The following is a 25,156-nucleotide window of genomic DNA, read 5'->3' on the forward strand; positions in this document are numbered from 1 at the left end:
GTATACCTGTTTGATAAAAATATTCAAACTAAACATTTATGAAATTTGGGAGGAATACTATGAAATTCAAAAAAAAAATTAGCTCATTATTAATATGCGCTACTCTTATATTAGGAAGTGTTAATCTATCATTCGCTGATGGATCAAAAGTAGTTACACTTGGAGCAAACTTAAAACCTGCTCAAAAAGAACAAATGTTAAAATACTTTGGTGTAAATGAAAACGAAGCTGTAGTATTAGAAGTTAACAATGCAGAAGAAAGAAAATACTTAGAAGGTGTTGCAAGTGAAGCACAACTTGGAAAAATAACTATTTCTTGTTCTTATGTTGAACCAACTAATAAAGGAAATGGAATAAACGTTAAAACTGCTAACCTTACATGGGTTACAAGTTCTATGATAGCAACGACTTTATCTACTGCTGGTATTGAAGATGCAAATGTAATAGTAGCAGCACCTTTCCCTGTATCAGGTACAGGTGGATTAACTGGTGTTATGAAAGCATTTGAAGATGCCACTGGTAAAAAATTAGATGAAAAAAAGAAAGAATTAGCTACTGAAGAACTAGTAGTTACTGGAGACTTAGGTGATGAAGTAGGTCAAGAAAAAGCTACAGGTGTTATAAATGATATAAAAACAGAGATAATAAAAAACGGAACTAAAGATGTAGCTCAAATAGCAGATACTATAAATAATATAACTAATAACTATAATATTACATTATCTCCTGAACAACAAAAATTAATAGAAGATATGATGTTAAAAATATCTAATCAGAACTATGATTATAATAAAATAAAAGATACATTATCAAATGTTTCTGATAACATAAGCAAAGATTTACAAACGATGGGCGAAAGTATTAAAGATTCAGGATTATTCTCTAAAATAGGTGATTGGTTTAAAAACTTATTTGCTAAAGAAAGTACTAGTAATAAAGAACTAGGTATATTAGAAACTACTAATGATGATTTACTTGGTCAAAATGCTAAGATAGATGCTACAGATGATAAAGCTATACAATTACCTGATAGCGACCAAGTAGAAGGTTTCTTTGCTAAGATGTGGGGTTGGGTTACAGGATTATTTGATAATAATAACTCTGAACCTACTTCAAAAGAAAATACGTCTACTGAAAATACTACAAATGTTAACTAATTAATCAAATTTACAAACTACCTTTTTACCTATATTTCAAGGAAAAAAGGTAGTTTTATTTTGCTTATAATTACTCAAATTCATCTAAATTTCTATATGTTTATTTTTAATAAATTTTATACCTTTGTTATAATAATCATCCATTATTTCTTTTGGAACCATACTTCCACCAGTTGCCCATGCAATATGATTTATGTTTTGAAGTTTATCTTCAAGATTATTATCTTTCAAATATTTTTTTCCATCTTTACTTGTAAGTATCTTTACTATGCCGACCAAACCAGCAAGAGCTGATGGCTCTAAGAATATATTCTCATTATCAGCCATCATAGCTAATAATCTATATAGATTTTCATCTGTTATTGTGTAACATCCACTCATTAAATTTTCTAATGTTTTCCCAACGAAACCAGATGCACGGCCTACTGCTAATCCATCTGCAGCTGTTATATTATCTATTCCGAAATCTTGTACACTTATTTTATCATGTTGTCCAGTCATTGATCCTATCGTCATACATGGTGAATGTGTTGGTTCAGCAAAGAAAAAATGAACATTATCTTTATATAAAAGTTTAAGACCAAATGCAACACCTCCAGGTCCTCCACCTACTCCGCATGGAAGATAAACAAACAGAGGATTATTATCATCTATATTTATATTCATTTCTTTTAATTGTTTGTCTAATCTGCTTGCAGCAACAGAATATCCTAAAAATAAGTTTTTAGAGTTTTCATCATCTACAAAATAGCTATTTTCATCTAATTCAGATTGCTTTCTTCCTTCGTCAACAGCTTTGCTATAATCAGATTCATATTCTATAACCTCTACCCCTCTACTTCTTAGAAGATCCTTTTTCCACTGTCTCGCATCTGCTGACATATGTACAGTAACCTTAAATCCTAGCTTAGCACTCATTATACCTATACTTAAACCTAGATTTCCTGTAGAACCTACTACTACAGAGTACTTAGAGAAAAATTTTCTAATCTCATCACTGTCTAATTTCTCATAGTTGTCTTCTAATGTTATTATATTATTTTCTAATGCTAAATCTTCTGCATGTTTTAAAACTTCATATATTCCACCTCTAGCTTTTATAGATCCTGATACCTTAAGATGACTATCACATTTTAATAAAAGATTTCCTAAAAGTTCTTTACCACATATTTCTTCTAACTTATTTTTCATATTGTTTATTTTCACTGTTTTAGATTCTATTATTCCCTTATCCTCTTTTGTCTCTGGAAATACCTTAGCTATATATGGTGCAAATCTATTTAGCCTTTCTTGAGCATCTAATACATCTTCTTGTGAAATAGAAACTTTTTTCATTCCTTCTTCAAAGTCACTATAATTAGAATTAATCCATAATACTTCTTTTAAATCTATCATTTCTTTTAATTGTGGATATTCTTCTATCCACGTTGATATTTCCTTACCTAAAACTTTTGCACTCATTATGATTTCTCCTTTTTATATTTCATATAATATTTACTAGTTATATTTGTACTACATCAATAGTTTTTCTCAATGTGTAAACCTTTCATTAAATTACACTTACTTTTCATGTATTAAAGTAAATATAATTTACTTTTTAAATATATCATTTTTTTAATTTCACGTCAATACAATTTAATTTTTATTATATTTTTTAAATATAATTTAATTTTATTGATAAAATTTCTTTAAATTGATATAATTATTTAGATAAAATTAGTTTAATATATAAAAAAGAGGTTATAAAAATGAGCGATTTAAATATATCAGAAAATATTACTAAATTTAGAAAAGAAAAAAATCTAACTATTAAAGAACTTGCTACTCTTGCAGGAGTAACCCCTTCTTTGCTTAGTCAAATAGAAAAAGGTTCTGCTAATCCATCTCTTAATACCTTAAAGCAAATTTCAAAAGCTTTAGATGTGCAATTATTTAATTTTTTTATACAAGATGTTTCTAGCGAAAATTTAGTAGTAAGACACAATAATCGTAAAAAGATGATTTTTCCTGAAACAGATAATTTTACTTATGAATTATTAACACCTAACTCTAATAGTACTATTGAGTTTATGCTGATGAAGATACCACCTGGACTATCTTCTTCTGATCAACTTTTTTCTCACAAGGGAGAAGAAGTTGCATATGTATCCAAAGGTAGTGTTAATATTTATTTAATGAATGAAATTATTACACTTACTCCTGGTGACAGTGTTATGATTCCTCCTCATGTAAATCATAAATGGGAAAATATAAGTGAATTAGAATGTGAGATTTTATTTGCAGTAACTCCTCCATCTTTTTAATTTACAAAATAAATGAGTTGGCTCTTTATAAAGAACCAACCCATTTATTTTATTATCTTTAATTTTCTATAATATCAGCTATTAAAGTCTTACATCTTGTGCATATAGTTCCTGCCTTAGTTGTTTCACAAACTTTCTCTACTGTATTTGCTCCATTTTCTTTAGCTTTAAGAATTTGGTAAAGAGATATATTTAGACAGTTGCATATAGTTTTGCTTTTATGTACCACTTTTATTACTTCTTGTATTTCATTTTCGTATTCATCATCTACTATGACTATATCTACTATTTTTTTAATGTCTTCTATATTCCTTGCACCCTTTTCTACTGCTTGTCTTATAATTAAGTACTCTTGTGTTGTTAATTTCATTTTTTACCTCCATTTTTAGCGTCTAAATTATTTAATTCTCACTAAGATAATTAATACCCTTTTATAGAAGTTTTAATCCATATTTTTCAAATTCTTATATTTTTTAATATTAATCAGTAAAAGACCTTCATGTAAAAAATGGAAGCATAAAAGCTTCCATTTTTAGTAATTCATAAATTATAGTATTTATTATTGTATTATTCATTCATTCCAAAATAATTAATTTCATCACTATTAAAATTTATTTGTTTATGAGAACCATTTGTATCTTTTAATCTAAAGTTCTCAATAAGTGATTTCATCATCTGTGCTTGTCCACTTAATTCTTCACTAGCAGCAGCACTTTCCTCTGATGTTGCAGAGTTAGTTTGTACTACCTCTGAAATTTGTTCTACTCCTAATGTAACTTGAGCAATCGCACTAGCTTGTTCATCAGATGCTTTAGCTATTTCATCAACTAATACAATACTTTGATTCGTTGTATCAATTATTTTTTTAAGTGACTGAGCTGTATTATCTACAATCTTACTTCCATTATCAACTGCTTGTATTGAATTTTCAATAAGTGTAGCAGTATTTTTTGCAGCTTCTGCTGATTTAGCAGCAAGATTTCTTACCTCATCAGCAACAACAGCAAATCCTTTACCAGCAGAACCGGCTCTAGCGGCTTCAACAGCAGCATTCAATGCTAATATATTTGTTTGGAATGCAATGTCATCTATTGTCTTTATAATTCTACCAATTTCGTTAGAAGTAAATGAAATCTCCTCCATAGCTTTAACCATTTGTTTCATTTGTTCATTACCATCTTCAACTTCACGACCAGCGCTTACTGATAAAGCATTAGCTTCTTTTGCATTATTTGCAGTATCTTTAATTTTATCAGATATTTCTATAATAGTTGCAGATAACTCTTGAATTGCACTTGCTTGTTCAGTTGCACCTTGTGCTAACATTTGTGATCCACTTGACACTTGATCTGATGCCGCCCCAACTTCTTCTGAAGCTACATTTATTTGTGTCATTGTTTCACTTAAATCATTAGTTATCCTAATTACTGAATTTTCAATATTTTTAAACACTCCTATGTATTCTACTTCAGGTTCAACATCAAAATTACCTGATGCAACATCTCCTAAAACACGAACTGTGTCATTTATAACTTCCTTAGTTTTGTTACTCATTTGACGCATACTGTTTGATAAACAACCTAATTCATCTCTTGATTCATAATTAATATTAATATCAAAGTCACCTTCAGCCATTTTATTTGCAGCTATTTCTATTTCTTCAATTGGCTGCTTTAAGCTCTTAGTAATAAACAGACATATAAATACTCCTGCTATTATATTAACTATACCAATTACTATAGATGTAAAAGTTGCTTTTGAAGATGTCTCTTGCACTTCTTTATTAAACTTAATACCACGATCTTGTGCATCTTCATAAAGTTTTTTTGCTTCTTCTTCACTCTTAGTATATGATTTATAATATTCACCATCTTTTTTTACTGACATTTCTTGTGCTGCTTTATAATCTTTTTTTTCTATAAGTGAATAAATTTTTTCGTTTTGTTGTCTTAGCTCAGCTATCGAGCTTTCAAGGTTATCAATTAATTTTTCATCTCCCATAAAAACATCACGAAGTTTTTTAATTCTTTCATTAATACTATCAAAATCTCTCTGAACTAAAACTTTAAATTCTGACGAATTGTTTGAAGCAATTGAATTCATAAGATTTTGGTCAGTAGAAACTATATCTCTACAAATCCCCATAGATTGACTTGTTGATTCATAAGGACCATGAAATAAATCTTGACTTAGTTTTTCTGCTTGTTTTAAATTAGATATTGCATAAAAATTTGTAAACGCTGTAATGATTAACAATACAAAAAATGATATACCTATTTTTTTACCTATTTTTAAATTTTTCAAATTTTCCATTTACATTTCTCCCCATACTTTTGATTTATTAAAATTTTTGATACATATATTTATATAATATATATTATATGTAATTTTACATATTTTTACATTTTACATTATATTATTACATTTTTGTAGATTATAAGTCAATTATTTATTTTTAAAGATTTTAATTTTTTAATATCATATAATCTTCAACCTAAATTCGGTGAAAATTCTAAGGAATAATATACATCTTAATAATCATACTATAAATAAAAGCAAGGAGGTTAAACATTTGAAAAAGAATTTACACATACCATTTTTTATTATTACAATAATTTGTATATTTTCTATTCTACTTTTTAATAATAACGCATCAATAGACGCTAATAATAATACTGGTTCTATAATAAATAATCCTGATATCTATTTTAATAAATGGTCTAATAAATCTTGGGTTACTTTAGGAGACAGTATAACTAGAGCAAACGGATATCAGTCAATAATTAAGCCTATTTTAGGATTTTCAAATATTGATAATCAAGGTATAAATGGTCAAACTATGGCCTATCAAAATAAAAACAAATCAACATATACTATGGGTAAAAATATAGACTATAATAAATATGATTTAGTTACTATATTTTCTGGAACTAATGATTTTAGATATAATAAAAAACTCGGTTCTATTAAACCTCTTGGAAGTAAGAACTTTGATAAAAATACATTTACAGGTTCTTATCAATTATTAATAGAATATATCTTATCATCTAATCCTAATATAGACTTAGTATTAATAACACCAATTCAGAGAAATCGAGATGGATATAACGTTAATTTTAGAAATAAAGTAGATAGTAAGCTTATTGACTATGTAAATACAATTAGAGAGTTAGGTAATATGTATTCAGTACCTGTACTTGATTTGTATTCAGAAAGCGGAATAACTGAAAAAACAATGGATACATTTACTAGAGATGGACTTCATCCTAATGACGTTGGATATAAGCGTATATCAGAAAAAATATATAGATTTTTATTGAATATATAAAAAGACAGAAGTTTTAATTCTTCTGTCTTTGTTCTTTCATTACATCTATCATCATTTTAAAATCTGTGTTATCAAACATAAACATAGCTATATCTGCATCACTATCTCTCATAATTTCATCTATAGACATTCCCAAAGTTTCAGTATATCTAGGATCTACTAATTGTACTTCTGAAAATATGTCTGCATATAACCATGATGTAGGTGCTTGATAAGAGTCTCTAAATATAATAATTTTTTTATTACATAATGCATTTTCATTTCTAATTTTTAATATAGAGCAAGCATTTCCAAACATATATGCTCCTCCATATAATATCTCATCTTCATTTCTACGAGTTGCAACAACATCTTCTTCATTAACTTCTTTTTCAGTTTTTCCATTATATTTAAAATACTTATACTTAGGTTTATCTTTTAAATGTACATATGGAATAGTTTCATCCACCTTTACTATTTTATTAAGATTTTTATTATAACTACCTAAAAAATATCCTTTATCAAATAATGTTGTAGTATAGTTGTCCCAAGAGACATTATCTACTATATTCATCTCTTCTATAATATTTTTAAAGCCTTCAAAAGCACCTATTCCATTCCAGTGATGGTCAGTCTTAAAATATAAATTCTCCATCTCAGATTTGCTAAATTTATTTAAAAAATATTTATCTACATCTATAAATTTTACTATATCTTTATTAATATATTCTTTAAACTTATTCTTATTATTAAGAGAATTATCTAAACCATTTGTATATTTAGGGTATAAATGAGACAACATGCTTTCCTTATGAGGTGTCGATGCATAAAAAATCTGTTTATTAGTATCTTTTCCTATTTTTGATAATTCATTTATTTGATCAGCCGTAGCTTTTAAATCTTTATCTGAGATTATTTTAGCAGGAGTTGGTAAAATCCAATTATTATCAAGTACATAATAGCTTTTTATCTTATTTGCTCCTAATGCCATCTTTACATTAGTATAGAAATTTGATAATTCCTCTCTAAATGCAAATTGGTCAGAAAAATAATTCTCAAATTTACTTATAAATTTACCCTGTTTTATATCTTTTATTGTTGGCATTTGTTGTAATGTTCTATTTTCTGAAATACTTACTTCTTTATCTCTATTTATAATATTTATAAAAAATATTCCCATTAACATTATAATAAATGGAATCGCTATCCACTTTGCTTTCCTTTTGTTCATTATTATTTTCCCCCTTAAAACCTAAAATATAAAAATGGATTATAAGTAGAATTAATTAACATAATAACAATAATAAACATCAATGACATTATTAATGTAGAATGCATAAAATATATGATATTACTCTCTACTATTTTTTGATTTTTTAATTTAATTAATTTTTTTATTTTCGAAATTATAGGTGTAGATAATATTATTGCTAAAATCACAATACCACCTGAATCATTTGCATAATTTAAAAATGCACTATTACATAATGGATTTTGATTAATACCACTCAAAACTTTTATAAATTCTGTTGCTTGTATTATATTTTCAGCTCTAAAGAATACCCATCCTATCATAACAATTAATACTAAATACATGTGTCTAAAAATTCTAGGTGACTTAGATAATAATTTTCCTAAAAATGCTTTTTCTATAGCTATAAGCACACCATAATACAATCCCCATGCCATAAAAGTCCAGTTAGCTCCATGCCATATTCCAGTTAAAGACCATACTATAAATAAATTCCTATATTGCTTTAGGAGACTTACTCTATTCCCTCCTAATGGAATATATACATAATCTCTAAACCAACTTCCTAAAGATATATGCCATCTTCTCCAAAATTCAGATACAGATTGAGAAATATATGGATAATCAAAGTTTTCTAAAAAGTCAAATCCAAACATCTTACCAAGGCCTATTGCCATATCACTATAACCACTAAAATCAAAATATATTTGAAGTGTATAGCATATTATTCCCATCCATGCTTCTAGTGTTGATAAATCTACTATTGATGCTGAGAAAACTCCATCAGCTATAAGTCCTAGTTGATTGGAGAATATAACCTTCTTAGCTAATCCAACTACAAATCTATTAACACCTACTGCAAACTTGTCCATAGAGTGTGTTCTTCTATCTATTTGCTCATCTACAGTCTGATATCTAACTATAGGCCCTGCCACGAGTTGAGGAAATAAACTTACATATAAAGCTAAATCAAAAACGTTTCTTTGAACTTTACCATCATGTCTATATACATCAATAACATAACTCATTGTTTGAAATGTAAAAAACGAAATTCCAAGTGGTAATGCTATTTTAGGTAGAACTAAATTTATTTTAAATAAACTATTAATATTGATTAAAAAGAAATCTGTATATTTAAAAATAATTAATATTCCTATATTTAATATAATTGATATTATTAGCCAAACTTTTCTTTCATTTTTCTTATCAGATGAAACTTTTATACCAAAAATATAATTTACTAATATTGATCCTATCATTAAAAAAATATATTTTGGTTCTCCCCATGCATAAAAAAATAAACTTGCAATCAATAATATATAGTTTTTAAATTTACTACCTGATAAATAGTAAAAAACTAAAACTATTGGTAAAAATAAAAATAAAAAAACTAAACTGCTAAATACCATATAATATATATCAATTTTTATAATAAAAATTGATATAACCCCCTTTCTTATGTTAAAAACTACTTTTATAAGTAAAAAACTTACTTGTCCTATCACATTATAACAAATTTTAGTAAAAAATTATATTATTATTAATTCCATAGTGTATATTCAAAACATTCATTTAATTTATTATTAATTAATATTTTTTAATATTTAATATTGATAACCATTTTCATATATGTTATTATATAAATATACAATTCATACAAATTTAGTAATAATATGTCCGATCCTTAAGTTCCCCTAAAACTAAGGATAAAGCCGTATCAATTTAATCTTGATACGGCTTTTTTTTATATAATTAACCTATATTTTAAATGTTTTATTCCAAAATAATCTTATAGCAATTACTAAAATACACGCATATATCCAAATTACTAATGTTAAATTCATCATATTAATACCAGCATGAATTGCTGCCATTATCCCTAAAAACAATACTGATTGAATCATAGTTATAATGCTCGAACCAGAGTTGGATACTTGATATTTAGTTGAAAAAGGAAGTTCCTTTTTGTTTACTTTAAATATAAACATTGATATTAATATTGTAGATAAATATATTAATATCAAATGCTTTATAACTCTTACTCCAAATATCATTATAAATACAATAGATATGACTAAAAATATTGGTGATATAAATCTGTATAAAATAGCCTTGAACATTCCTGTATAAATATACTTTTTATTATTTATTGGAAGTATTTCATATATCCAAGAAGCCTCATATTCATTAGAATATCTAGTCATAGTTATTATGTTAGTAACCATAATAACAAACATATATGCAGTAAAGAAAAATGAACTTTGTTTCATTTCCATTAAGAATGATTTAATGCCAGTTCCATCATATGCTGAAATTATCATAAATATTGGCATAAACATTGCCATAGCTAAAGATGGATATGCTTTCATCTTAAAATCTCTATCTTTACTTAAAATATCATTTACAAAAATAAAAAATATCATATCTTCTTTATTTCTACATATAAGTTTACTAACTTTATTCATTAGGCTTTCTTTATTTTTCTTTTTATTATAAGTATTGTCACTTAATTTATGTAAACTCTCTTCAAATACAGGTATTAATTTTATATATAATATTATAGATATAATAGGTACCACTATAGATAATAAACTTAATATAATTAAAATAGAGTTTATTTCTTCGCCTTGCAATATATTGAAATTTGATCCGAACCACATTGGAGGTATTAGTATATTCCATACTTTAGGACTATAAACATAACTAAAATCCATTATATCAAATGCTCTAGCTATAAACTGATACCCAAATGTAAACATAAGTAAAAATCCAATTTGAACTATGTTAATCATATCTTTAAGCTTTTCCCCTTTAAAAAGCTTAAGAATTATAAGATACATTATCGCTGTAACTATAATCATTAATATATCTATTAAAAATATACTTATTAAAAATAATAAGAAAAATCCCATTCCATATTTCAATGATAAAACTAATGCACCAAATGATATTGATAAGCTTAAAAGTGATATATATATAAATATATGAGTCACTTTTGCTGCATTTAAAGTTTTTAAATCTACTCCTTTTGTATATAATATTTCTTTGTCGTTTACGTCTAGAATAACCGTAGAGAAATCAGATATGAAAATTGTTAATATTATTATCATAAAAATTCCAAGATAACTAGTCATCTTAACTATAGGAGCTATATCCATAGCAATAATTGGTGCTGTAAAAAGTCCTACAATTAAATATATTATTAAAGAAGCATAAAAATGGTTAGTTTCCTTTTTTGGTTTCTTTTCATTTTCCGAATAATTTAAATTTGAAACTCTTCTTGAATCCATTAAAAGCTTTGATTTTATAATCAATCTCATTAGGTCATAATTTACTCCAACCTTTATATATATTCCCTTAAATAAATCTAATATTTTTAAAGCAAAAAATTCTTTCATATTTATACCTCTTTTAAAATATTTACAAATTCACTAGATAATCTAGTATGCTCATCAAAACCTGTTATTTCATTAAAAATTTCTTCTAAAGATCCATTAAAGTTTGAGTTTTTTATTTCTTCAAAATTTCCATCTGCTGCTATATTTCCATCATTTAAAACTATTATTCTATCACTTATTTTTTCTACGACTTCCATTATATGAGAAGAATAAAAAATTGTCTTACCTTCTTCTTTTAACTTTGATATTATTTCTTTTATAAGCATAACACTGTTTGCATCTAAACCACTTAATGGTTCATCCAAAAATAATATATCTGGATTGTGTAAAAGAGCTGATATTATTATTACCTTTTGCTTCATTCCCTTTGAAAATGATGACAATCTTGAATCATAAGCTTCATCTATACCTAGAATATTCATAAGCTTACTTGCTTTTTCATTACATTTTTCATAGTCTAATCCATATAATTGACCAATAAAAGTCAAGTACTCTCTTGCAGTTAAACTTTCATATACTTTCGCCACTTCTGGTACATATCCAATTCTTTTTTTATATCCTTCATTTGAATGAGATATATTACTTCCAAATATACTTACTTCTCCACTATATTCTTTTATTAAACCTAGTAGTATTTTTATAGTAGTACTTTTCCCTGCCCCATTTGGTCCTATATACCCTATAATATTCCCTTCATAGATGTCTAAATTAATCCCCTTTAATACTTCTTTTTGTCCATAACTCATTTTTAAATCTTTTATCTCTATTATCTTTTGCTTATTCTCCATATTTCCTCCTAATGTTACTAATTATGTAACTTTATTATATCATATCCTAATATTTAACATATTTATTTTACTATAACTGTAATCAAAAAAACTCCAACAAATATAATATATTTACTAAATCCTAAATATAATATATTTACTGAAGCTCTTTTAGTTTTTATAAATTTCTATTTATTTTATCTATACAGCATTTTCTAACTCAATTTCTTCTTCTTCTTTTGAACTTAATCTATTTATCATAGTAAATAACATATGAAGAGCCATTCCAACTGCTATAGCTACTACTAAATCGAAAATAATCGTTAAAACAAATGTAGCAACTAAAACTATTATATCTCCTTTTGGAAGACTTAACATTTCTTTAAATTCGCCCCATTCTCCCATGTTATAAGATACCACTATAAGTATAGCTGATAAAACAGTCATAGGTATCATTTTTGCTAGAGGCATTAAAATCACCATTATTAATAATAACATAATTGCATGAATTATCCCTGATATAGGACTTCTTCCTTCATTTTTTACATTAGCTGCTGTTCTAGCTATTGCTCCTGTTGCTGGAATTCCTCCAAATAATGCAGAAACTATATTTCCTGCTCCTTGAGCTATTAACTCCATATTTGAATCATGCTTATCATCTATCATCTTATCTGAAACTACACATGACAGTAATGATTCTATTCCTGCAAGTAATGCAATTGTTAAAGCAGGTTTAACTAATTCTTTTATTGTATTTAAGTCTACTTTTGGTATTGTAGGCATTGGAATTGCCGAAGATATATTACTATATACACTTCCTATAGTATCTATTTGAATATTAAATACTTTTACTACTGCTGTAGCTATTACTAAAGCTATTATAGATCCTGGTATGCTTTTATTAACTTTCGGCCAGTATATCATAACTAGTATACATGCTAAACCAACTATAAATGCCATAAAATCAAAAGTATCCATAGTTTGTATGTAACTTGTAATTTTTCCTATACATTCTGCTGGTGCATTTTTTATATTAAGACCTAAGAAGTCTTTTATTTGAGTAACTAATAAAGTTATAGCTATTCCACTTGTAAAACCTACCGTTACAGTTTTAGGTACATATTTTATTAATGAACCAAACCTTAAAAGGCCCATTAAAATTAACATTATTCCTGCCATTATAGTTGATATTATAAGTCCTGTCATTCCATACTGCTGTACTATTCCGTAAACAATTACCACGAAAGCTCCTGTTGGTCCCCCAATTTGTACTTTACTTCCCCCCAAAATAGATATTAGACCCCCTGCAAATATTGCAGTTATAATTCCTTTTTCTGGTGATACGCCCGAAGATATAGCAAGTGCTATTGATAATGGAAGTGCTATTATTGCTACAATTATCCCTGCTACTATATCCTTTATAATTTGTTCTTTACTTAATTCCTTGTTATTAAGCATTTTAAATAACTTAGGTGACATTTAGTAACTCCTTTCAACATTTTTTCATCCTTATTTATAATACTCCTACTGTATACTAAAGTCAAAAATATTTTGTATTTTTTTAATACATTACTATTTTAATTAGATTTCTAACTTAGAAGGAATAATGTTAATTATAAGTAGTTAACTATCAAGTCACCTTTAATTAATTCAATTTTACCTTACTCACTCATCTTTTTAGATTTATCTACACATGCACATATTGCTTTTATTATTGATGAACGCATACCTTCTTCTTCTAATACTCTAACTGCTTCTATTGTAGTTCCTCCAGGGGAACAAACCATATCTTTTAATTCTCCTGGATGTTTTCCTGTTTCTAAAACCATTTTTGCCGAACCCATAACTGCTTGTGCTGCAAATTTATAAGCTTGTTTTCTTGGCATTCCAGCAATTACAGCTGCATCTGCCATTGCTTCTATAAACATAAATACATACGCTGGACTAGATCCACTTACACCTATAGCTGAATCTATTAAATTTTCTTCTACCACTTCAGATTTTCCAAAAGAATCAAATATCATTTTTACTAACTCTAAATCTTCATCTGTTATATTTTTATTTTTACAAATAGCCGACATTCCTTGTCCAACTAGTGCTGGTGTATTTGGCATAGTTCTTATTATTTTTTTATCACTTTGAATTACTTCTTCTATTGATTTTATAGTTTTTCCCGCTGCTATTGTAACTATTATTTTATCTTTATCTATAAATTCTTTTACTTCATCTAATACTCTATTATATACATTAGGCTTGACTGCTACTATTATTATATCTGAGTTTTTAACTACTTCCTTTGAGTTTTTAGTAACATTTATCTTAAATTCATCTTTTATTTTATCTAATGTAGATGTAGTTCTTGCAGAAGCTATAATTTTATTTGGATGTAATAAATTGGATTTTATTATTCCTCCTATCATAGCACACGCCATGTTCCCCGCTCCTATAAATCCTATTTTTTTCATAATTTTTCTCCTACATTTTCATTTATTTTTTACTGATACATATTTATTGTCTTTTATATAAAATCTCCATAAATAATCCTTTGCCTCTTCTGCGTAGTCAATATTTATTCGTTTGCCCATTTCCATGTTAATATTTTCATCACTAAGCACTTTTTCTTTTTCATTATTATAATAAAAATCACTTATGTACAATTGTCCATCTGTTATACTTTTACAATTTAAGCTTCTATCAATTTTTAATGCTTTGCAAAGTTTTCCTGGACCATTCGTTATATTTTTCTTCTGGTAAGATGTTAAATCTTTATAATCCTTTTCATATCTATTAAATGAAATATCATCTACACCCATTATAGGTTCTATGCCTCTTATCAATACACATTCTGGTATATTTTCTTTATTTGCTGATATATTTAAACAATGATACATTCCATAGATTAAATACACATATATATGTCCCCCATCTAAATATAATGGCTTTGTTCTGTCAGTTTTTTTATCACCGTATACATGTGCTCCCTTATCACTTACTCCCATATATGCTTCTGTTTCTACTATCTTAGTTACTATGTACTTATCATCATACTCTCTGATAAGATATTTTCCTAATATATCTTTAGCTAAATTTATTCCATCTTTTCTAAAAAAACTTATATTCAAAATATCACCTCTACCTGTAAATATAGATTTAATCTAGATAGTTTCTTTTTTTATTTATAAATATCAAAAAATTCTATTTCAATTTTTTCTATATTACTATTGTAATTATCCTTAACATTAACAGTTTCTACTACTTCTTTTATTGGAAATAAAACCGTAACTTTAGTGCCTTCTCCAATCTTACTATCTATATACATATCCCCCTTTTGAAGCTCTACTAATGATTTTGTAAGATATAGTCCTATTCCACTACCAAATTCATTAGATATATTACTATTTTCTATTTGTTGAAATCTTTCACATATAAAATTAAGTTTTTCCTTTTCTATACCAACACCACTATCTTTTATACTTATTTCCACCATATTATTTTTTTTATTTACTTGTACTTTTATCTGTCCATTTTTTGGCGTGAATTTTATAGCATTAGAAAGTATATTTAGTATTACTCTTTCCATAGCTTCTGGATCTAAACCTACTATTAAAGATTCTTGATTAGCTTCAAATGTTAATTTTATATTTTTCGATTCTGCATATGCTAAAATAGAGGTAACTATTTTTTCTGTAATATAAACAATATCAAAGTTTGTAGCATTAAATTTATATAAATCTGATTTAACTTGAGATATATTTATTATGTTTTCAATAAGCCTTAAAAGTCTAAACATATTTTGCTTAGTGATTTTTATGTGTTTATTAACTATGTCATTTACATCTTTAATTTTATTTTTTTTATATAAACTTTCTATTAGTTGAGTAGAGCTATATATATTATTTAAAGGAGTTTTTATTTCATGAGACATATTTGTGAAAAATGCCATTTTTAGATTATCATACTCCCTTTGTCTAATTAAATCTCCCTTTATTTTTTCAGCTTCTTTTTCCTCTTTAATATCTTTAATTAATCTAAGCTTAGCTTCTCTTTCTCCAAATATCATTTTTTTTGAAATTATTCTTATTTCTTTATTTTCTTTATTTTCATTCTCTATATTTATTATCTTATCTTCACAACCTAAATAAATATTATGTATATACTCCTTTATTATATTATTTCTATATTTTTGAACTATTAAGCCTCTTTTATCTTCATTTATTCCTAATAATAATTTTAATTCTTTATTAGTATACAAAACTCTGTTAGTTTTTATATCTTCAACTAATATAGCTTCTGGAATCGCATCTAAAACTTTTTTATAAATTATCTTTTGATCGTTTCTTTTCTTCCTTATTATCATTTCTTCAGTTACATTTTTAATATTTAATAGCTTAAATAATTCTTTTTCAACAATATAGTCTTTAATATTAACTTCCACTATTTTATAATTTTTATTATTATTTAAAACTAAATAGTTTTTCACATAATCTCCATCTTCACAATAATTAAGCTTATCTATGTTCTCTTTTATACTTCTGTTAATGATTTTATACTCTCTTGTATCAAATTCTTGTACTTTCACTTTTTCTATAAATTCAGCCATAGAGATATTTTTCAATTCATCCTCAGGATATCCAAATTTTTCTTCAAATTTCTTATTTACACTAGTTATTTTATCTTCATAATTAGTTTTACCTGTAGTTTTCATCATTATCGCACAAGGAATATTGTATACTATTTTTTTATATTCCTCATTTAATGATATTAATTCTTCTTCCATTTTCTTTTCTTTCGTAATATTAATAAGACTTATTAAATATCCAGTGTTTTCTTTATAACTACTTTTAGTTACATTTAACATATATATTTTATCATTTAAATATATTATTTCATCTAACGAATTGTTATTATTTATTTCTCTATATAAATTTTTTAATAATTTTTCATTATAATTATTCCCAAAAACTTCACTGAAATTTGTTACTTTCTCATTAAATACTTGTCTAAATTGATTATTTTTATGTATTATATTAAAATTTTCATCTGTTACAATAGTTAAACTAGGCATAAATAAAAAAGTAGTTTTTAATAATTCATTTTTTTTATTTATGCAATTTTTCAATTTATTTTGTACTAAAATTTTACTTTTTATTGATAAATTATCAAAATCAATTTTTTTAGAATTTATATCTAATACCTTATTATTTTTATCTAACTCAATAAATGGATATATCAAATTATATTTAATGGTACATCTATATCCATAATAAACATAATTAAATAATAATAATAATGTGATAATAAAAAATATCTTGTAATTAAATATCTTATAAAATAAATATGTGATTTGTGATATTATTATATAATTGCCTAAATTCATCATAACTTTATAATATTTTTCCTTATTATGTAATTTATGTATTATTAATAAATTTATAACTGATATTATTATATCAATGATTATCCTAGCTTCATATATCTCATTACTTGAAAATCTCATATTTAAAATTATATGTAAAAAAATAACCATAATATAAGCACAAATTATCTTATATTTGTAAAATGAATTTTTTGCTATTTTAAATAAATATAAAATTCTTGATATATTCACTATGCTAAATGTTAATAAAATTGCTGTTCTTTGATAAATAAATATATTACAAAAGCTATATGCTTGAGCAAAAATTAATATAATAGAACTAATTTGTAATATTCTTATAAAATTTTCTTGATTTGAATTTTTTAAGTACATTGCATTATGTCCAAATATTAGTAAAATGCTAATTCCAAATGCATTTATAGATATAACATATAAATTTATATTATATATTGCAAGAATAATTAAAAATAAATTTAATAAAAAACATATTCTTTTATTATTGAATGATAAATTTTTAAAGTTTTCCTCTTCTATTTCTATATAAGCTTCTCCCATAAAATCACCACTTTTTTCATATTTATACCATTATATTATCATTATTTATGAAAGAAATTTGTCATTTTGTGATTAAAAAACATTATTGTTTATTTAAATGATATAAAATTATATATATTTAAAAAAATTGTCTCAAAATCTAAATATTGATTTTGAGACAATCTCTTTTGTTAATATTAAAAAGAAGTAATTATACTTCCTTTGTATTTTGTTTTTATAAACTCTTTAGCTTCTTTACTAGTTAAAGCTTTTGTTAAAGCTTTTACTTTCTCACTATCTTTATTATCCTCTCTACATGCCAATATATTAGAGTATGGAGAATCTTTTGACTCCATTATTAAAGCATCATTAGTTGGATTTAAATTTGCACTTAAAGCATAATTTGTATTTATTACTGCCCCATCCACATCTTTTAATACTGTTGGCAATTGTTCTGCATTCATTTCTACTATGTCAAGATTTTTAGAATTTTCTGTTATATCTTTAATTCCTAAAAGTTCTTGGTTTTTAATTTTTATTATTCCATTGTCTGCTAACAACTTTAATGCTCTTGAACCATTTGTTGGATCGTTTGGTATCGCTATTTTGCCTTTATTTTTTATATCTTTTATGTCTTTTATATTACTTGAATAAAACCCCATAGGTTCTAAATGTATTTTTGATGTATAAGTAAGTTTATACCCCTTTTCTTTTATCGTTTCATCCAAATATGGTGCATGTTGAAAATAATTAGCATCTAATGAACCTTCGCTTAATGCTGTATTTGGAAGTACATAATCATCAAATATCTTAATGTCTAATTTATATCCTTCTTTTTCTAAGTTTGGTTTTATAGCTTCTAAAATTTCTGCATGAGGAGTTGATGATGCTCCTACTGTAATTGTTTTATCATCTTTGTTAGTTCCAGAACAACCTACTAGTGATACTACTAATGCTGATGCTACTGATAAAGTTAATATTTTTTTTATTTTCATTTTTTTTCCCCCTATAATCATTTTTTTATTTTTTATTATCTTAACTTTCTATATACTAAATTTCCTATTCCTTGAATTATTTGAACTAATATAACTAAAGTTACTACTGTATAAATCATGACTGCTGTATCAAATCTTAGATGTCCATATGTAAGTGCTACATTTCCAAGACCTCCTGCACCTACTGCCCCAGCCATTGCAGTATATCCAAGTATTGATATTATAGAAAGTGTAATCCCAGATATAATAGATGGCATAGCCTCTTTTATCATCACTTTAAATATTATTTGTTTCTTTGTTGCACCAAATGATTTTGCTGCTTCTACTAATCCCTTATCAACTTCATTTAACGCACTTTCTATTATTCTTGCTATAAATGGTGCAGACCCAATAGTTATAGGTACCACTGCTGCATTCTCTCCAATACTAGTTCCTACTATTAATCTTGTTATTGGTATTAATGCTACTATAAGTATCATAAATGGAAAACTTCTTAATGTGTTTACTATAAAATCTAAAATTTTATATATTGTTTTATTAGGTTTTAACCCATCTTGTTTAGTTACAACTAATATGATTGCAACTATAATACCTACTACTGTTGCAATTATTGTAGGAACTATTATCATATACATAGTTTGTAGCAATGCTTTTAGTAAAATATTATTTATATATTCACTTAAACTAGTCATTTATTATCTCCTCCCATCTTATTTTTTCTTTATCAAGATATTGTCTTACATCATCTCCATTATTTGCTGGTACATTTATTATTAAAGAACCTAATATGTTTTTTCTGAATTTTTCCAATCTTCCGAAAATTATTGAGAAATTTATGTCTAAATCTCTAGCCATCTTGGTTATAATAGTGTCATTTGAAATTTCTTTTGGAAATAGTATTTTTATATTTATACCTTTTGGCAATACTATATTTTCTTCTCCTACTAACGCTCTAAGTCCATTTCTATTGTGAAGAAAAACTTCTTCTGTATCATCTATCTCTAAAACCTTTCCACCTTCCATTATGGCTACCCTTGTGCATATTTGCTTTATAACTTCCATTTGATGAGTTACTATAACTATTGTTATCCCTAACTTATTATTTATATCTTGTAATAAATTTAATATTGATTTAGTTGTATTTGGATCTAATGCTGATGTTGCTTCATCGCAAAGAATCACTTTAGGATTTAATGCCAATGCTCTTGCTATTGCAACTCTTTGCTTTTGACCTCCACTTAAATTTCTAGGTTTTTCATTTCTTTTATTACTTATTCCTACTAGGTCTAATAATTCCAAAACTCTCCTTTTAATTTCATCCTTAGAATACTTAAAACATTCTAAAGGTAATGCAATATTTTCAAATACTGTCTTTCTTTCAAGTAAAGAAAATTGTTGAAATATCATTCCTAAATCTTTTCTAAGTTCTCTTAATTCTTTTTCATTTAAGTTTTTTACATTTTTATTATTCACTAAAATTTCACCATTTTTATAATCTTCTAATCTATTTATACATCTAAGTAATGTGGATTTTCCTGCTCCACTATGACCTATAATTCCAAATATCTCTCCAGATTTTATAGTCATACTTACATCATCTAATACCTTTATATCTTGATAGTATTTGTCAATATTTTTTATCTCAATCATACTAATCCCCCCTATTCAATTGATAAGCTTAACAAATTAAAATTAATAAAAGCCTGAGTATAAACTCAGGCTTTTTAGGCAATTTATACTCATCTTTCAACTTTTATAAGTTGCTGGATTTAGCACCATGTATATAAATATATACTGGTTGCCGGGTTTCATAGGGCCAGTCCCTCCGCCTCTCTTGATAAGACTATATTCAATTTTATTATTTATTTGTTAATATATTTAAATACTATATTATTTGGATATATATGTCAACAGTTTTTTATTTTAATATTATTTTTTATTAGTATCCTTTATCCCTAATTTATTTTTAATATCATTTAGTATTTTATTAAATCCATTCTCTGTTTCATTTTCAATTTTAGTTGTATCATTTACTAATTTTATAAATTCATCCTTTGGTTTTTTCATTGCATCATCTGGTAATTGATCTAATTTTTTAATTTTTTCATCTAAATTTTTAATCAATTTTTCACCTTCTGAAATTAACTCATCATTTGTTTTCTTTAACTCTTTGTCGTCAGTTTTAACATCCTTTTTTAATGAATCTATAAATGATTGTATTTTTTGTTTACTATCTTGGTAGGCAACTTTTAAATCTGATACATATTTTTCATTACCAGGATATTTTTCAGTTTCATAAGTCTTTTTTATAGATTCTATATCATTATATTTATTATAATCAGGTAAGTTTACTAAATAATCATTATAATATTTTGAAAAATTAGTTGAATACTCATCATTAGGTCTTGCATTTTCCTCTTGAACTGTATTTTTAGGAACTTCTTTTTGAGTTTTTTCTTTATTACACCCTACTACTCCTATTGTTAATGCTAAAGCTAAACCTATTGTTACTATCTTATTTTTATTCATTATTACCCCTCCTAAATTATGTGTATTAATAATTTATTATTTTTGTAAATCTATACCTAAATAATCTTCTATCTTTTGTAGTTTTTCATCAAATTTATTAGTAAATAAATCTTCTTTGATTAAAGTTTCATTTAAATAATCTAAGATTTCTTTTATTGGTTTAGTCAATATATCTTTATCTACTTTGTCTATTGCTAATTTTTGATTATCAATATCTTTAACTAACTTTTGAGATTCTTCAAATAATTCATTATTTAAATTGCTTAATTTTTCATCTTCTATTTTTAGATTTGAAATGGTTTTTGAAAATTCATTAATATTAGATTTACTTTCATCTAATATTAATTTAAAATCTTCAACAAATTTATTAATATCTTTTTGACTATTATTTGATAATAAATTTTCTAAATCATCATATTCCTTTATATCTAGTGGTTGAATATATTTATCATAGCTTTTTGTAAGTAATTCTTTATATTCATCCTTATTCATACCCTTGTTATTATCTTGTTTTTGATCTTGAATTTGATTTTTCTTTTCATTTTGTTGTGTTTTATTTTCGTTAGTTGAATTATTACATCCTGTCATACTTATTAAAAATATCGTTACAAAAAAAATTGATAGTATTTTATTTAGTTTCAATTTATATCTGCTACTCAAAATATGGTCAAATGTATCCATATCGAGATTATTTCTGCTTCACAGAACCTCGCCTTGCCTAAGCTACTACGATTTGGTATAGTTCTTTACAAACGTAAATTCCGAAGTTAGCCCTCCGTACATATATAAGTGCTTTTTCAGTTAAGCTATCTTATATTTTTTAGCATTTTTAAGGTTATAACTTGCATTTAAATCTCTATCAATTACAAGATTACACTTTTCATTAGGACACTTATATATCCTATCTTTTAGTTTTAAATCCTTTTTAACCTCTTTACAGTTACTACAAGTTTTACTTGATGGATAAAATCTATCAACTATCCTAAGTTCTATATTATTTTGTTTACACTTAGAAGTTAGCTTAGTTCTAAACTCAAAGAATTTTTGACTTGCAATAGCTTTAGATAAATGCTTATTTTTCATCATATTAGAAATTGCTAAATCTTCAATAGTAACATAGCTTGGTTTTTGCTCTATTATTGAAGATACAGTTTTATTAATATAATCAGTTCTTATATCAGTTAATCTCTGATGAAGTTTTTGTACTTTGACTATTTGCTTTTGAATATTTTGACGAGTAGCTACTCCTTCTTTTATATTTTTATTTCTAACTTTTAAACTCTCATATTTCCTTGAAAGTTTTCTTTGTTCTCTTTTTAACTTCTTTTCAACTTTTTTAACTATTGAAGTTTTATTTATATTTTTAAATTTATTTCCATCTGAACATATTGCAAAATCTTTAATGCCAAGGTCAATCCCTATACCTTCATTTGCAGGTTTAGGGATTTCTATATCATTTTCTTCAACTAATATTGAAACATAGTATCTATTTGATTTTTGACTTACTGTCCCACTTTTAACTGTCGAGTTAGTCGGTATATATCCAAACTCTTTAAGCCTTATCCAACCAAAAGTAGGTATCTTAACCCTATGTCTTTCTAAAGTCCAATCAGTTTTATTATTCTTAGGAAAATATGCTTTTACATCTTTATTTTTCTTTTTCTTGAACTTAGGAAAACCTCTCTTACCATTAAAGAACTCTTTAAAAGCTTTATCTCCATTCATAATGGCTTGTTTAGTAGCTTTAGAAGATACCTCTTTGATCCATTTCATATCTTGATTGTTAGGTATATATTCGTTATTTAACCATTTAGAAAAATCCATACCACTTACAAATTTTCCTTCTCTTTCATAAACATCTTTGTTACGAGCGATGTAAAAGTTGTATATAAATCTACTCACACCAATAGTTTGATGTATTTTATGTTTTTGCTCTTGAGTAGGATTAATTTCTATCTTGTATGCTCTTTTCAACTTCTTCATCCTCTCTAATCTTTTTCTTATACTTTCTTAGCCCATATATCCTGCAACTAAATACATTTATAATTGAAATTATATCTTGAACTAACTCTTCTTGTGGAGAAAGACTTTCATTATTAACAACTATTATATTTACATTAAATTTAGCTAAGAATCTTTCAAACCACTCATAACCAAATCGAATAAATCTATCTTTATGAGTTACGATAATAGTATTTACTTCATTAGTCATACAGCTATCAATTAATTTATTCCATTTTTTACGGTTATAATTCAACCCACTTCCATAATCCTCAATAACTTCATCTACTATGATACCTTTAGCATTGGCATATTGCCTAAGAAAATCTACTTGATTTTTTAAATCATATTTTTGATTAGAAGTTGAAACTCTTGTATAAATGATAGTTTTTCTATCATTTGTTTCTTTATGAATACCTTTGTATTCAAGATATTGTTCATAAGTGTAATATCTTCTATTTGTAGGAGTTCTAAATGCTTTTAATTTTCCCTCAACATCCCAACGTTGTAAAGTTCTAACCGAAATATTTATTAACTCTGCAAATTCCTTTGGTTTGTAGTTATTATTATTAATATATAATCACCTCTTGACTATACATTACTACAAATAACTATATTCGTTTATGTTTTTGCTAACTAAATTATTCCTCCTTTCAAAAAATATTTATCACCTGTATTATGTTTTGTAAATTTTTAATATTTATTTACATAATTTATAATATTTTTTAGTATTTTTGTTTTTTATTTTTTTAATAGGAAAAAATTATATATATATTTAAATTTTCATCATTGATATTGATTATCATTTGTTGTATAATTATTTTAATATTGATTATTATTTTCAATTAAGGAGTGTATTTTATGAAATGTTGTAAATCATATTGTTGTAAAAACAAAATTAATTCATCATATATAAAATGGCTTGTAGAATTATTAGCTCCTGTGCTAATGGGTTCCAAACCAGCTGAAATAATAAGTATTCCTAACTATGACTTAAATAAAGAAAACAAACTATATGAAATTTCTAAATATTTTAGTGAATGTAAAAAAATAAATTTTTTTATTATAGATAAGAAAAATAAAAATATAAAAATTTTATTTGTAAATAAAATTGCTTTAGAAAAAACATTAAAATGTAAAAAATCTCTAAATTTTTTAAAGTTTTTAGGTTATCCAATTGAAATAAATGTTGATTTATATATTTCTTATCTTATAGATAAATTAAATACAGAAATTTTTCCAGATGAAATTGGTATATTTTTAGGATATCCTATTAAAGATGTTGTTGGTTTTATGGGCTATGGAAATGAAAAATCTTATAATACAAAATATTGGAGAGTTTACGGAGATCCAAAACCTTCAGAGGATATTTTTTCTAAATTTTTATATCATAGAGAAAAAATGAGAAATTTACTTAATTTTCATTCTATAGAAGAAATTTTAGATAATTTAGATGCAGTTTAACAATAAATAACCTACAACTTGGGATGAAAATAAGTTCTGTTTACAGATGCCTGTAGAACTATATTTCATCCC

General features: G+C 25.4%; 22 protein-coding genes and 1 riboswitch. Of the genes, 4 read left to right on the plus strand and 18 right to left on the minus strand.

The genetic code is table 11. The annotated features are described in order from the left end of the window. Positions 1-59: 59 nt before the first annotated feature. Entirely contained in the window at positions 60-1,157 is a 1,098-nt protein-coding gene (locus tag CHF27_RS05800; protein WP_095405094.1) for a DUF1002 domain-containing protein, read from the plus strand. 84 nt (positions 1,158-1,241) lie between these two features. On the opposite strand, the gene CHF27_RS05805 is transcribed toward CHF27_RS05800, so the two are convergent. Continuing rightward, the gene (locus CHF27_RS05805) at positions 1,242-2,618 is read right to left on the minus strand and encodes a D-serine ammonia-lyase (RefSeq protein WP_095405093.1); all 1,377 of its coding nucleotides are present in this window, start codon (positions 2,616-2,618) and stop codon (positions 1,242-1,244) included. Between the two features lie 287 nt (positions 2,619-2,905). Here CHF27_RS05805 and CHF27_RS05810 point away from each other — a divergent pair, with 287 nt between their 5' ends. Then, positions 2,906-3,460: a helix-turn-helix domain-containing protein gene (locus CHF27_RS05810; protein WP_095405092.1), complete on the plus strand. Its 555-nt coding sequence runs from the start codon at positions 2,906-2,908 to the stop codon at positions 3,458-3,460. Between the two features lie 58 nt (positions 3,461-3,518). On the opposite strand, the gene CHF27_RS05815 is transcribed toward CHF27_RS05810, so the two are convergent. Next, a complete protein-coding gene (locus CHF27_RS05815) occupies positions 3,519-3,830 on the minus strand; it encodes a (2Fe-2S)-binding protein (RefSeq protein WP_095405091.1) in 312 nt (103 codons plus the stop codon). A 197-nt stretch (positions 3,831-4,027) separates the two neighbouring features. Next, the gene (locus CHF27_RS05820) at positions 4,028-5,773 is read right to left on the minus strand and encodes a methyl-accepting chemotaxis protein (RefSeq protein ID WP_095405090.1); all 1,746 of its coding nucleotides are present in this window, start codon (positions 5,771-5,773) and stop codon (positions 4,028-4,030) included. A 259-nt stretch (positions 5,774-6,032) separates the two neighbouring features. On the opposite strand from CHF27_RS05820, the gene CHF27_RS05825 reads away from it, so the two are divergent. Beyond that, complete coding sequence (locus CHF27_RS05825) at positions 6,033-6,788, plus strand: SGNH/GDSL hydrolase family protein (RefSeq protein ID WP_243444956.1); 756 nt, start codon at positions 6,033-6,035, stop codon at positions 6,786-6,788. A 13-nt stretch (positions 6,789-6,801) separates the two neighbouring features. Here CHF27_RS05825 and CHF27_RS05830 read toward each other — a convergent pair whose 3' ends face one another. From CHF27_RS05830 to CHF27_RS05900, 15 genes are all read right to left on the minus strand, one after another. Beyond that, entirely contained in the window at positions 6,802-7,998 is a 1,197-nt protein-coding gene (locus CHF27_RS05830) for a DHHW family protein (protein WP_095405089.1), read from the minus strand. 14 nt (positions 7,999-8,012) lie between these two features. Beyond that, positions 8,013-9,428 (minus strand): MBOAT family O-acyltransferase, encoded by a 1,416-nt coding sequence (locus CHF27_RS05835; RefSeq protein WP_095405120.1) that lies wholly within the window; start codon positions 9,426-9,428, stop codon positions 8,013-8,015. A 348-nt stretch (positions 9,429-9,776) separates the two neighbouring features. Continuing rightward, positions 9,777-11,417, minus strand: a complete 1,641-nt coding sequence (locus CHF27_RS05840) for a hypothetical protein (protein WP_095405088.1) — start codon at positions 11,415-11,417, stop codon at positions 9,777-9,779. Between the two features lie 2 nt (positions 11,418-11,419). Then, on the minus strand, positions 11,420-12,205 hold the full coding sequence (locus CHF27_RS05845) for an ABC transporter ATP-binding protein (RefSeq protein WP_095405087.1): 786 nt from the start codon (positions 12,203-12,205) through the stop codon (positions 11,420-11,422). A gap of 180 nt (positions 12,206-12,385) precedes the next feature. Continuing rightward, the gene (locus tag CHF27_RS05850) at positions 12,386-13,663 is read right to left on the minus strand and encodes a SulP family inorganic anion transporter (RefSeq protein ID WP_095405086.1); all 1,278 of its coding nucleotides are present in this window, start codon (positions 13,661-13,663) and stop codon (positions 12,386-12,388) included. Positions 13,664-13,845: 182 nt separating this feature from the next. Further along, positions 13,846-14,649 carry a pyrroline-5-carboxylate reductase gene (proC, locus tag CHF27_RS05855; RefSeq protein WP_095405085.1) on the minus strand — a complete coding sequence of 268 codons (804 nt, stop codon included), beginning with the start codon at positions 14,647-14,649 and terminating at the stop codon, positions 13,846-13,848. Positions 14,650-14,667: 18 nt separating this feature from the next. After that, the gene (locus CHF27_RS05860; protein ID WP_095405084.1) at positions 14,668-15,306 is read right to left on the minus strand and encodes a DNA-3-methyladenine glycosylase; all 639 of its coding nucleotides are present in this window, start codon (positions 15,304-15,306) and stop codon (positions 14,668-14,670) included. Positions 15,307-15,356: 50 nt separating this feature from the next. Beyond that, on the minus strand, positions 15,357-18,116 hold the full coding sequence (locus CHF27_RS05865; protein WP_095405083.1) for a PAS domain-containing sensor histidine kinase: 2,760 nt from the start codon (positions 18,114-18,116) through the stop codon (positions 15,357-15,359). Between the two features lie 176 nt (positions 18,117-18,292). Next, the gene (locus CHF27_RS05870; protein WP_095405082.1) at positions 18,293-19,090 is read right to left on the minus strand and encodes a MetQ/NlpA family ABC transporter substrate-binding protein; all 798 of its coding nucleotides are present in this window, start codon (positions 19,088-19,090) and stop codon (positions 18,293-18,295) included. Positions 19,091-19,125: 35 nt separating this feature from the next. Beyond that, a complete protein-coding gene (locus tag CHF27_RS05875) occupies positions 19,126-19,782 on the minus strand; it encodes a methionine ABC transporter permease (RefSeq protein ID WP_095405081.1) in 657 nt (218 codons plus the stop codon). Then, entirely contained in the window at positions 19,775-20,740 is a 966-nt protein-coding gene (locus CHF27_RS05880; protein ID WP_095405080.1) for a methionine ABC transporter ATP-binding protein, read from the minus strand. The genes CHF27_RS05875 and CHF27_RS05880 overlap by 8 nt, the downstream gene beginning before the upstream one ends. Before the next feature lie 86 nt (positions 20,741-20,826). Further along, positions 20,827-20,934, minus strand: a riboswitch (SAM riboswitch). 85 nt (positions 20,935-21,019) lie between these two features. Continuing rightward, complete coding sequence (locus tag CHF27_RS05885) at positions 21,020-21,619, minus strand: hypothetical protein (protein ID WP_095405079.1); 600 nt, start codon at positions 21,617-21,619, stop codon at positions 21,020-21,022. A 36-nt stretch (positions 21,620-21,655) separates the two neighbouring features. Then, positions 21,656-22,261, minus strand: coding sequence for a hypothetical protein (locus CHF27_RS05890; protein ID WP_095405078.1), 606 nt, complete (start codon positions 22,259-22,261; stop codon positions 21,656-21,658). Between the two features lie 159 nt (positions 22,262-22,420). After that, on the minus strand, positions 22,421-23,602 hold the full coding sequence (locus CHF27_RS05895; protein ID WP_199533624.1) for an RNA-guided endonuclease TnpB family protein: 1,182 nt from the start codon (positions 23,600-23,602) through the stop codon (positions 22,421-22,423). Next, on the minus strand, positions 23,565-24,194 hold the full coding sequence (locus CHF27_RS05900; RefSeq protein WP_095405076.1) for an IS607 family transposase: 630 nt from the start codon (positions 24,192-24,194) through the stop codon (positions 23,565-23,567). Before CHF27_RS05900 ends, CHF27_RS05895 begins: the two co-directional genes overlap by 38 nt. Positions 24,195-24,481: 287 nt before the next feature. Between CHF27_RS05900 and CHF27_RS05905 the strand changes: the two genes are divergently transcribed. Continuing rightward, positions 24,482-25,084: a DUF3793 family protein gene (locus tag CHF27_RS05905; protein ID WP_095405075.1), complete on the plus strand. Its 603-nt coding sequence runs from the start codon at positions 24,482-24,484 to the stop codon at positions 25,082-25,084. Positions 25,085-25,156: the final 72 nt, after the last annotated feature.

The organism is Romboutsia maritimum, from assembly GCF_002251085.2.
Lineage (GTDB): Bacteria > Bacillota > Clostridia > Peptostreptococcales > Peptostreptococcaceae > Romboutsia_B > Romboutsia_B maritimum.

Bases quoted from the DNA above. Each gene is read 5' to 3' on its own strand.
- CHF27_RS05845 (WP_095405087.1), bottom strand. From the start codon at position 12,205: ATGGAGAATAAGCAAAAGATAATAGAGATAAAAGATTTAAAAATGAGT.
- proC (WP_095405085.1), bottom strand. From the start codon at position 14,649: ATGAAAAAAATAGGATTTATAGGAGCGGGGAACATGGCGTGTGCTATG.
- CHF27_RS05895 (WP_199533624.1), bottom strand. From the start codon at position 23,602: ATGAAGAAGTTGAAAAGAGCATACAAGATAGAAATTAATCCTACTCAA.
- CHF27_RS05875 (WP_095405081.1), bottom strand. From the start codon at position 19,782: ATGACTAGTTTAAGTGAATATATAAATAATATTTTACTAAAAGCATTG.
- CHF27_RS05820 (WP_095405090.1), bottom strand. From the start codon at position 5,773: ATGGAAAATTTGAAAAATTTAAAAATAGGTAAAAAAATAGGTATATCA.
- CHF27_RS05840 (WP_095405088.1), bottom strand. From the start codon at position 11,417: ATGAAAGAATTTTTTGCTTTAAAAATATTAGATTTATTTAAGGGAATA.
- CHF27_RS05800 (WP_095405094.1), top strand. From the start codon at position 60: ATGAAATTCAAAAAAAAAATTAGCTCATTATTAATATGCGCTACTCTT.
- CHF27_RS05885 (WP_095405079.1), bottom strand. From the start codon at position 21,619: ATGAATAAAAATAAGATAGTAACAATAGGTTTAGCTTTAGCATTAACA.
- CHF27_RS05880 (WP_095405080.1), bottom strand. From the start codon at position 20,740: ATGATTGAGATAAAAAATATTGACAAATACTATCAAGATATAAAGGTA.
- CHF27_RS05865 (WP_095405083.1), bottom strand. From the start codon at position 18,116: ATGGGAGAAGCTTATATAGAAATAGAAGAGGAAAACTTTAAAAATTTA.
- CHF27_RS05835 (WP_095405120.1), bottom strand. From the start codon at position 9,428: ATGGTATTTAGCAGTTTAGTTTTTTTATTTTTATTTTTACCAATAGTT.
- CHF27_RS05830 (WP_095405089.1), bottom strand. From the start codon at position 7,998: ATGAACAAAAGGAAAGCAAAGTGGATAGCGATTCCATTTATTATAATG.
- CHF27_RS05870 (WP_095405082.1), bottom strand. From the start codon at position 19,090: ATGAAAATAAAAAAAATATTAACTTTATCAGTAGCATCAGCATTAGTA.
- CHF27_RS05815 (WP_095405091.1), bottom strand. From the start codon at position 3,830: ATGAAATTAACAACACAAGAGTACTTAATTATAAGACAAGCAGTAGAA.
- CHF27_RS05850 (WP_095405086.1), bottom strand. From the start codon at position 13,663: ATGTCACCTAAGTTATTTAAAATGCTTAATAACAAGGAATTAAGTAAA.
- CHF27_RS05805 (WP_095405093.1), bottom strand. From the start codon at position 2,618: ATGAGTGCAAAAGTTTTAGGTAAGGAAATATCAACGTGGATAGAAGAA.
- CHF27_RS05810 (WP_095405092.1), top strand. From the start codon at position 2,906: ATGAGCGATTTAAATATATCAGAAAATATTACTAAATTTAGAAAAGAA.
- CHF27_RS05905 (WP_095405075.1), top strand. From the start codon at position 24,482: ATGAAATGTTGTAAATCATATTGTTGTAAAAACAAAATTAATTCATCA.